The 9265-nt window shown below is 69.7% G+C and carries 10 protein-coding genes; 4 read left to right on the top strand and 6 right to left on the bottom strand.

Features of this window, described 5'->3' with window-relative positions:
* On the bottom strand, nt 1-664 hold a 664-nt coding region (gene glpX / locus R1101_RS0110315; RefSeq protein ID WP_016933355.1), incomplete at its 3' end, for a class II fructose-bisphosphatase.
* A 182-nt stretch (nt 665-846) separates the two neighbouring features.
* On the opposite strand from glpX, the gene R1101_RS0110310 reads away from it, so the two are divergent.
* The gene (locus tag R1101_RS0110310) at nt 847-1416 is read left to right on the top strand and encodes a DUF4245 domain-containing protein (RefSeq protein ID WP_081494066.1); all 570 of its coding nucleotides are present in this window, start codon (nt 847-849) and stop codon (nt 1414-1416) included.
* A 21-nt stretch (nt 1417-1437) separates the two neighbouring features.
* Here the strand turns inward: R1101_RS0110310 and R1101_RS0110305 are convergent, their stop codons facing one another.
* From R1101_RS0110305 to R1101_RS0110295, 3 genes are read right to left on the bottom strand one after another with little or no spacing between them, the layout of a single operon-like run.
* On the bottom strand, nt 1438-1689 hold the full coding sequence (locus R1101_RS0110305; RefSeq protein WP_016933353.1) for an exodeoxyribonuclease VII small subunit: 252 nt from the start codon (nt 1687-1689) through the stop codon (nt 1438-1440).
* Nucleotides 1686-2951, bottom strand: coding sequence for an exodeoxyribonuclease VII large subunit (gene xseA, locus R1101_RS0110300; protein ID WP_016933352.1), 1266 nt, complete (start codon nt 2949-2951; stop codon nt 1686-1688). Before xseA ends, R1101_RS0110305 begins: the two co-directional genes overlap by 4 nt.
* Nucleotides 2948-3625 carry a lipid droplet-associated protein gene (locus R1101_RS0110295; protein ID WP_016933351.1) on the bottom strand — a complete coding sequence of 226 codons (678 nt, stop codon included), beginning with the start codon at nt 3623-3625 and terminating at the stop codon, nt 2948-2950. Before R1101_RS0110295 ends, xseA begins: the two co-directional genes overlap by 4 nt.
* 100 nt (nt 3626-3725) lie before the next feature.
* Here R1101_RS0110295 and R1101_RS0110290 point away from each other — a divergent pair, with 100 nt between their 5' ends.
* Nucleotides 3726-4727: a 4-hydroxy-3-methylbut-2-enyl diphosphate reductase gene (locus R1101_RS0110290; RefSeq protein ID WP_016933350.1), complete on the top strand. Its 1002-nt coding sequence runs from the start codon at nt 3726-3728 to the stop codon at nt 4725-4727.
* A gap of 79 nt (nt 4728-4806) precedes the next feature.
* On the opposite strand, the gene R1101_RS26370 is transcribed toward R1101_RS0110290, so the two are convergent.
* Nucleotides 4807-5646 (bottom strand): DUF6542 domain-containing protein, encoded by an 840-nt coding sequence (locus R1101_RS26370; protein ID WP_016933349.1) that lies wholly within the window; start codon nt 5644-5646, stop codon nt 4807-4809.
* A 54-nt stretch (nt 5647-5700) separates the two neighbouring features.
* Complete coding sequence (locus R1101_RS0110280; protein WP_016933348.1) at nt 5701-6864, bottom strand: DNA recombination protein RmuC; 1164 nt, start codon at nt 6862-6864, stop codon at nt 5701-5703.
* Between the two features lie 77 nt (nt 6865-6941).
* Between R1101_RS0110280 and R1101_RS0110275 the strand changes: the two genes are divergently transcribed.
* Nucleotides 6942-8120: an exonuclease SbcCD subunit D gene (locus tag R1101_RS0110275; RefSeq protein ID WP_026003113.1), complete on the top strand. Its 1179-nt coding sequence runs from the start codon at nt 6942-6944 to the stop codon at nt 8118-8120.
* The coding region (locus R1101_RS0110270; RefSeq protein ID WP_037222778.1) for an AAA family ATPase at nt 8117-9265 on the top strand (1149 nt) is incomplete at its 3' end. The genes R1101_RS0110275 and R1101_RS0110270, both read left to right, overlap by 4 nt.

The following is a 9265-nucleotide window of genomic DNA, read 5'->3' as shown; positions in this document are numbered from 1 at the left end:
TACCGCCGATGCCGAGCAGCATGTCGACACCCGAACCCGGACGTGCAGCGGCGATCGCACCGGCGACGTCGCCGTCGGAGATCAGACGGATGCGGGCACCCGCCTCGCGCACCTCCTTGATGATCTGCGCGTGGCGCGGACGGTCGAGGATCGTCACGGTCAGGTCGGCATGCGCGATGTTCTTCGCCTTCGCGACGCGGCGGATGTTCTCCGCGATCGGGGCGGTGATGTCGATGACGTCGGCGGCCTCGGGGCCGACGGCGATCTTCTCCATGTAGAACACGGCGGACGGGTCGAACATCGCACCGCGCTCGGCCACGGCGAGCACCGCGATCGCGCCGGGAGCACCCTTCGACATGAGTGTCGTGCCGTCGATCGGGTCGACCGCGACGTCGCACAGCGGACCGTCGCCGTTGCCGACCTCCTCGCCGTTGTAGAGCATGGGCGCTTCGTCCTTCTCGCCCTCACCGATCACGACGACACCCTGCATCGACACGGAGCTGACCATGTGGCGCATCGCGTCGACCGCGGCGCCGTCGCCGCCTTCCTTGTCGCCGCGCCCGACCCACCGGCCGGCCGCCATCGCCGCGGCCTCGGTGACGCGGACCAGTTCGAGTGCGAGGTTGCGGTCCGGCGCTTCGCGGCGTGGGGTGCTGGCCGTCATGGGCTACTGCCTCCTGGAGACTTTCGGTCGACGCGGGTTGCGCCGGCAGAGGGAGCGGTCGCCGAGGGCGTCCGCACGATCCGTGTGTGTCGCACGGCTATTGTCTCATCACGGCCGATGGTGTGGCCTGTCGGACCCGCCCGGCCTGAACATGCCTGTTCCGCAGCTGTCAGACTGGACGGGTGGCATCCAAGAAACCTCGCATCCTGCAAGACGGTCGCGATATGGCGTGGTCGCTGATCCCGCTGCTCGTGCTGATTCTGTTCATCGCCGCGATCGCCAGCCAGTGCGAGTTCAAGCCCGGCGGACCCACAGCGGGCCCGGTGCCGAGTTTCGACATCGATGCCGGTCTGAAGTACGACGCGACGGAACTCGCATTCCCCATCCGTCATCCCCAGGTCCCCGAGGGCTGGCAGCCCAACTCCGGTAGCCGCAGCATCGTCTCCGGCAGCCAGGGCGGCGATTCGAGCACCGTCGGTTTCATCACTCCGGAGGGTCGCTACGTGCGTTTCACCCAGTCGGATGCCGGTGAGGACGAGCTGGTGCGATTCGTCGCCGGGGGAGCCCGCACCGCCACCGACAGCCGCTCGATCGAGGGGCACGACTGGGTGGTCTACGGCGGCGAGGGAGTCGAAGCGCTCTGGGTGTCCGACTTCGGCGACGTGCGCATCCTGATCGGCGGCTCCGGCGACGAGGCCGAGCTCACTGCGCTGGCCACCGCTGCGGGCAGGGCCGAACCGCTCGAACCCTGATCCGGGCCGGGGCGATCGAGGTCAGTCCTCGTCGTCTTCGTCCTCGTCGTCCGCGAGCGAGAGTGCCTGCTCGACGCGTTCGCGGGCGCCGGCGAGATGCTCCTCGCAGCGTTTCGCGAGGGCCTCGCCGCGTTCCCACAGCTGCAGAGAGTCGTCGAGGTCGAGGCCGCCCTGTTCGAGCATCTTCACGACGTTGACGAGTTCGTCCCGAGCTCGCTCGTAGCCGAACTCCCGCACATCGGCGTTCGCGTCGTCGGTTCCCGCGTTCGTCACTGTTCCTGTCTTCCTTGTCGTTCGTGTCCCATGACGGCGGCGCGGGCCGCGCCGTCCGCAACCCGCACCCGCAGCTGGGTGCCGATCGGCATCTCGCCGAGTGTGCGTACCACCTCCGGGTCGCTGCCCGGCACGATCCGCTGGACCACGGCGTAGCCACGCGCCAGGGTCGCCGCGGGGCCGAGGGTCCCCAGCCGCGCCCGCAGATGTTCGAGCGTCGACGACTCCGACGAGATCAGCCGGGTGACGTCGCGTCGTGCTGCCTGCTGCAGCCGCTCGAGCTCCTCGTATCGCCGGTCGAGGTCGCGGAACGGATCGGCCAGGACGGGACGCTCGCGCATCTGCGCGATGACGTGTTCCTCCCGGCGCACCCAGTTGCGCAGCGCCGCCGCCGACCGCGTCCTCAGCTCGTCGACCAGATCGAGTTCGGCAACGGCATCGGGCACGACGCGCTTCGCGGCATCGGTGGGGGTCGCGGCCCGCAGGTCGGCGACGTGATCGCACAGCGGACTGTCGGGTTCGTGGCCGATCGCGCTGACCACGGGGGTCGTGCATGCGGCGATCGCGCGGCACAGCGCTTCGTCGGAGAACGGCAGCAGATCCTCGACGCTGCCACCGCCACGGGCAAGAACGATCACGTCGACGTCCGGATCGCTGTCGAGCGCCTCGAGAGCCTCGATGAGTTGTGTGACCGCGGTGGGTCCCTGCACCGTCGCGTGGCGGACGTCGAACCGCACGGCCGGCCAGCGACGCTGCGCGACCGACAGCACGTCGCGTTCGGCTGCGCTGCCGCGGCTGGTGACCAGGCCGACGCGGCGCGGCAGGAACGGCAAGGGTCGTTTCAACCGCGGGTCGAACAGGCCCTCGGCGGCGAGCAACGCGCGCAGCCGCTCGAGGCGCGCGAGCAGCTCCCCGATGCCGACGGCCCGGATCTCGGTGACCCGCAGCGCGAGGCTGCCGCGACCGGGCCAGAAGGTCATCTTCCCGAACATGATCACGCGGCTGCCCTCGGTGAGCGGCACCCCCGACTGCTGCAGGAGCTGCGGTGAGCAGGTCACCTGCAGGGACATGTCCACCGACGGGTCGCGCAGGGTCAGGAACGCCGTCCGGGTGCCGGGACGGGCGTTGATCTGGGTGACCTGACCCTCGACCCAGATGGTGCCGAGCTTGTCGACCCACCCGGCGACCTTCTGGGCGACGGTGCGGACGGGCCAGGGCTGCTCCGCGGAGTTCGGTCGTCCCGCGTTCTGTCCGGCCGTCACTTGTTACGCGCGCTGGTGATCCGGTTCGACAGCATCGTCACGAACGGAGTACGCGCGGCGTGAGCATTCTCGTAGTCGAGCAACGCTGTGAGTTCGTCCACCGACAGCGTGCGCAGACGGGCCCGCAACTGGGCGAGGGTCAGCGAGTCGTAGTCGAGGTACTCGACGATCTCGGACCGGTCTCCGGAGGCCTCGGCGACCTTCGTGTCCGTGCCTTCGGCGGCGGACTTCGTGCCGGCCTTCTCCGCTGCCACCTTCTTCTCGGGCGCTTTCGAGGTCGCCGCACCGGACTTCGCCGGTGTGACCGCCGTCTCGGCGGCAGGCGCATCGGTCTCGGTCTCCGGCGGGATCGAGTACAGGGCGAATCGGCCGGGAACGCCGTTCGACGCGGCATTCGTCGAGGGAGCGGCGTCGTCCGACGACGAGGAGCCGTCGTCGTCGAAGGTCGCCCACTGTGCGGTCTCGGCGGGCTCTCCTCCGAAGACCTCGAAGAACTGGTCGCCCTTGATGGCGAGCGAGGTCATCACCTGTTGCACCCGCATCGTCGTCTGCAGGATCTGGCTCACCGTCGTCATCGGCAACGACACGGCTGTGCTCGGCAGCTTGAGGGTCTCTTCGTACGCGGTGACAGCAACGCCGGCAGCCACCCGTGCCAGGAACGGTGGACGGATCATGCCCCAAGACTGCCCGATGATCGGCCTGATTGGTAGCCGGGTGAGCCCCTCGGTTGCGAGCTGGGAAGCCCCTCTCCGACGCGCCCCGTAGTCTGGAGGCATGTCTGCGCCTGTTCCACTCGAAGTCGGGATCACACGGTCCGCCGGCCCCTCTGCCTCCGGAAAGCGCGTTCTGCTCGCCGAGCCACGCGGTTACTGCGCCGGCGTCGATCGTGCGGTCGAGACGGTCGAGAAAGCGCTCGACAAGTACGGCGCGCCGCTCTACGTCCGCAAGGAGATCGTCCACAACCGCCACGTCGTCGACACGCTTGCCGACCGCGGCGTGGTCTTCGTCGACGAGACCGACGAAGTGCCCGAAGGCGCCGTCCTCGTGTTCTCGGCGCACGGTGTGTCTCCCGCGGTCCACGAATCCGCCGCTGCCCGGCAGCTGCGCACCATCGACGCCACCTGCCCGCTGGTGACGAAGGTCCACCAGGAGGCCAAGCGTTTCGCCCGCGACGACTTCGACATCCTGCTCATCGGTCACGAAGGGCACGAGGAGGTCGAGGGAACCGCAGGGGAGGCCCCCGACCACGTGCAGCTCGTCGACGGCCCCGACGCCGTCGACTCGGTGACCGTGCGCGACCCGGAGAAGGTCATCTGGCTGTCCCAGACCACCCTGAGCGTCGACGAGACGATGCAGACCGTGCAGCGCCTGCGCGAGAAGTTCCCGCAGCTGCAGGATCCGCCGAGCGACGACATCTGCTACGCCACCCAGAACCGGCAGGTCGCGGTGAAGGCGATGGCGCCCGAGTGCGATCTGGTGATCGTCGTGGGGTCGCGGAATTCGTCCAACTCCGTGCGACTCGTCGAGGTGGCCCTCGGTGCAGGTGCCCGGGCGGCCCACCTGGTCGACTACGCCAAGGAGATCGATCCGGCCTGGCTCGAGGGCGTCGAGACCGTCGGTATCACCTCGGGTGCGTCGGTCCCCGAGATCCTCGTCCAGGGCGTCGTCCAGTTCCTCGACGAGCGCGGCTTCCACGACGTGCAGTCGGTGACGACCGCCAACGAGACCCTGGTGTTCGCCCTGCCGCGCGAACTGCGCGCGTCGCGTCGTTCCTGAACAGGTAGTCCCTGAAGCGAAGACGACCGGTCACCGCCGTGAATCGGCAGGTGACCGGTCGTCTTCGTCGTTGTGCGGGTCAGTCCTCGTAGCGGTCGCGGTACCGCACACGCGGGGGCTCGTAACTCTGCGTGGGTGCGGGTGCGGGTGCCGGCCGGCCGGGTTCCGGCTCGGGTGCCGGACGGCGCCGCGGCTCGCGTCCCTCCGGCTGCACCGGATCGGCAGGTCGGGAAGCACGAGCACGCTGAGCAGATCCTTCGGCGCGGACACGCTGTGCACGAGGAGCGGGTTGCTCGGCCGCCGGAGGCTCGGGGCGGGCGCGGCGACGTGGACGGGTGTCGGCGACCTCCCGGACCGACGCCTTCGCGGCCGGCGTCCCCCGGCCCGGGGTGGCGGTCGACGGTCGTCCCCGGGTCGCGCGCCTGGTCGGACGGTCGTCCGCGGCTCGTGACGGGCGGTCCTTCGGGGCACGCGGCTTCGCGCGCTCGCGCGGCGCTCGGGCCCGCACCCCGGTGTTCTGGCGGGTCGCGAAGATCCGGAAACCGCCGATGGCCAAGACCAGGACGGTCGCCAGCAGCATCGCCGGGAAACGGTTCACCAGCGGATAGGCGACGTTGAGCGCGAGATCCTTCAAGCCACCGGTGCTGCCGGAGGAGACGAGCTCCTGACCGATCGGCACCGCGAGGAGCAGCAGCAGGGGCGGCTGGGCCATGGCCGTGAACAGTCCGCGATGGCGCACCGCCACCACGGCCGCGAGGCAGCCGAGCACATAGAAGACGGTGAACGCAGTGGTCAGTTCGTTCCCGCGTGCGCTGTCGAGCAGCACCCCGAGAAGCGTCGTTCCGGCTGCGATCGCCACGGCACCCCACCAGGGCACACCGGGCACCGTAGGCACCAACGACCGCATGTCGAGCGGCACCGCCGAACGTGCACGTTGGGTTGCAGACACAACGTAGACATTAGCGTGACGATGTCAGCTCGCTTCGTCGACAGGACCGTCCGCGACGGCTCGTTCTGTCAGGGTGCTGCGCCGCGGCCACGCGTCGACACGCTGGACCTCGGGCACCTCGCCGTCGAAGATCTCCAGGTCGTGGAGTTTGCGGGCCGTCACTCCCACCCGGGTGTCCATCGACGAGACCGTCAGGTTGAACGAATCGACCGCCTTGCCGAGCTGGTTGCCGAGCCGGTCGAGGTGCGAACCCACCACACCGAGCCGTTGGTACAGCTCACGGCCCAGCCGGTGGATGGTCGCCGCATCGCGGGAGAGTGCTTCCTGCCGCCAGGTGTGGGCGATCGTGCGCAGCAGGGCCACGAGCGTGGTCGGGGTGGCAAGGATGACGTTCCGGGCGAAGGCGTGCTCGAGCAGATCGGGATCGGCGCCCAGCGCGGCGTCGAGGAACGGATCGCCCGGCACGAACAGCACGACGAATTCGGGCGTCGGGTCGAAGGACTCCCAGTAGGCCTTGCCCGACAGCTGGTCGACGTGGGTGCGCAGCTGCCGTGCGTGGCGCGTGAGGTGACGGTCGCGCTCGTCGGGATCCTCGGACTCGGCGGCATCCAGATAGGCGGCGAAGGGCACCTTCGCGTCGACGACGATCTGCTTGCCCCCGGCGAGGTAGACCACCAGATCGGGGCGCATGCCGTCCTTGCTCACCTGGGTGTCGAAGTCGCAGTGCCGCACCATCCCGGCGAGCTCGACGACTCGTTCGAGCTGGATCTCGCCCCACCGTCCGCGCACCTGCGGCGCGCGCAGAGCGGTGACCAGCTGCTGGGTGCGTGTGGACAGCAGCTGCGACGCGCGGTGCATGCCTTCGACCTGCTCGCTCAACCCCGCGTAGGCGTGCACGCGGTTGTGTTCGACGTGCTCGACCTGCCGGGCGAGCGCCCCCACCGCCTCGTTCAGCGGGCCGACGAGTCGCGACACCTGGTCGCCGATGGCACCGGACTGCCGCCTGGCGGCGTCCTCGCTCACCGCAGCGAGCGATTGGCGCAGCTGTTCCTCGTTGTCGCGCAGGGCCGCCAGCCGGGCCTCGGCACGGACTGCGCGTTCGCCGTCGCGGGAGGCTCGGAGCAGCCAGCCGAGCACCACCCCGAGACCGAGTGCGACGAGCAGGCCGAGTGCCGTGAGTGCTGTCATGGGGCGGATGATGCCGCATCGAGGCGACATCCACCCGGCATCCGGGGATGTCGGTCCTCTCCTCTACCGTCTGTGCCATGCGGATCCTGCACACCTCCGATTGGCACATCGGCCGCACTTTCCACGGTGTCGACCTGCTCGCCGACCAGGCGCGTGCGCTGCGGGCCGTGGCCGATCTCGTGGCCGAACGCGGGATCGATGTGGTGGTCGTGCCGGGCGACGTGTACGACCGGTCCATCCCCAGTTCCGATGCGGTGGCCGTGTGCAATGCAGGACTCGAGGCGATCCGCGAAGCGGGGGCGATCATCGTCGCCACCTCCGGCAATCATGATTCGCCGGTCCGGCTCGGGGCGGGGGCCGCCTTCGCAGCGCACGGCGGTCTGCACCTGATCACCCGCGTGTCGCAGATCGGCAGCCCGGTCGTCCTGCACGACGAACACGGCCCGGTCTGCTTCTACGGCATCCCGTATCTCGAGCCCGAGATCACCCGGGCCGAGCTCGGCGTCCCGGAGGCCCGCTCGCACCAGCAGATCCTCGACGCGGCGATGGAACGCGTGCACGCCGACGCCGCGGGTCGCGACGGCCGCACCGTCGTTCTGGCCCACGCCTTCGTCGTCGGCGGCGAGCCCAGCGACTCCGAGCGGTCCATCTCCGTCGGTGGTGTCGAGACGGTCGCCGCGTCGTCGTTCGACGGCGCCGACTACGTCGCACTCGGTCATCTGCACTCCCCTCAGACCGTGAGCGAGACGGTCCGGTATTCGGGATCCCCGTTGCCGTACTCCTTCGGCGAGCGCTCGCACCGCAAGGCGGTGTTCGTCGTCGATCTCGACGCATCCGGTGCGGCGTCCGTCGAGCGTGTCGATCTTCCGGTGATCCGCGAACTCACCCGTCTCGAAGGCGAACTCGACGATCTGCTCGCCGATCCGGCGCATGCCGGGGTCGAGGAGCACTACGTCTCCGCGGTGCTGACCGACGCGATCCGCCCCCTCGATGCCATGCGTCGCCTGCAGGAGCGGTTCCCCTGTGCCGTGCATGTCGAATGGCAGCGACCGGCCGGGTCCACGGAGGGCAGCTATCGCGACAAGGTGTGCGGGCGCAGCGACCGCGACATCGCCGCGTCGTTCCTCACCGATGTGCGTTCCGAACCGTCCGAGCGCGAGCGCGACTGGATCGACGACGCGCTGAGGGAGGTCGACCGCCGTCGCGGCATCGGCGACGAGAACGGCGCGTCGTGGCGAACGGACGTGTCGGCATGAGACTGCACCACCTCGAGATCGCGGCCTTCGGGCCGTTCGCCGAAACCGTCGAGATCGACTTCGACGAACTCGGCGCCGACGGCCTGTTCCTGCTGCACGGTCGGACGGGCGCGGGTAAGACGTCGATCCTCGACGCGGTCGCATTCGCGCTCTACGGCACCGTCCCCGGCGCTCGTGCCGACGGCCGCCGGCTGCTGTCCGACCACGCGCGTGTAGGTGCGGTGCCGAAGGTCCGGCTCGAAGCGACCATCGCGGGTCGCCGGCTGTGCATCGAACGCAGCCCCGAGTTCGAGCGCCCGAAGCTGCGCGGCACCGGCACGATCAAGCAACAGGCCAAAGCCACTCTCACGTGGCTCGACGGGTCGGGGGAGAACCTGTCGCGGATCCCGGAGATCGGCGATGTCGTCAAGTCGCTGCTGGGGATGAGCGCCGAACAGTTCTTCCAGGTGGTGCTTCTGCCGCAGGGCGATTTCGCCCGGTTCCTGCGCGCAGGCAGCGAGGAGCGCGGCAGGCTGCTCGAGCGACTGTTCGACACCACCCGTTTCGGAGACGTCGAACAATGGTTCCGTGATCGCCGGGGAGCCGGGACGAAACTGCTTGCCGAGCAACAGAAGAAGGTCGAAGTACTCGCGGCGAAGGTCGCCGCGTCCGCCGGGATCGAAGCGGGCACCGACGCCGACCCGGTGGAATGGGCCGGTCGGCTTCTCGCCGAGGCCGCGGAGAACCGCGACGCCGCCGCCGCGGCGCTCGCGCGGGTCCGCACCGTCGACGAAGCCAATCGGCGCAGGTTCGACGAGGTCGTCGCTCTCGCCGACCGACTCCGCCGGCGCCGCGAGGCACTGAACGTCCTCGCCGAACTCGAGCAGACGCAGCCACAGCGTGCCGCCATGGCGGCCGAACGCGACGCCGCGCATCGAGCGGTGAGTGTGACCGTCGTCGATCGGGAGGCCCACCGCCTCGCACGCGAGGCCGAGGCGGCTGCCGCCCGTGCCGAGGCCGCCGCGGTGCCGCTCGGGAACGACGACGAGGGTCGCGAACTGCTCGCCGCGATCGGGCCCATGCCGTCCGCCGCCGATCGCGACATCATCCGCCCACGCTGCGAGCAATGGTCCTCGGAGGCAGCGCGTCTCGATGTTCTCCTCGAC

The organism is Rhodococcus sp. R1101, assembly GCF_000278445.1.
Taxonomy (GTDB): domain Bacteria; phylum Actinomycetota; class Actinomycetes; order Mycobacteriales; family Mycobacteriaceae; genus Rhodococcus; species Rhodococcus gordoniae.
The sequence above is the reverse complement of the archived record's forward strand: the minus strand, read 5'-3'. Positions and strand labels throughout refer to the sequence as shown.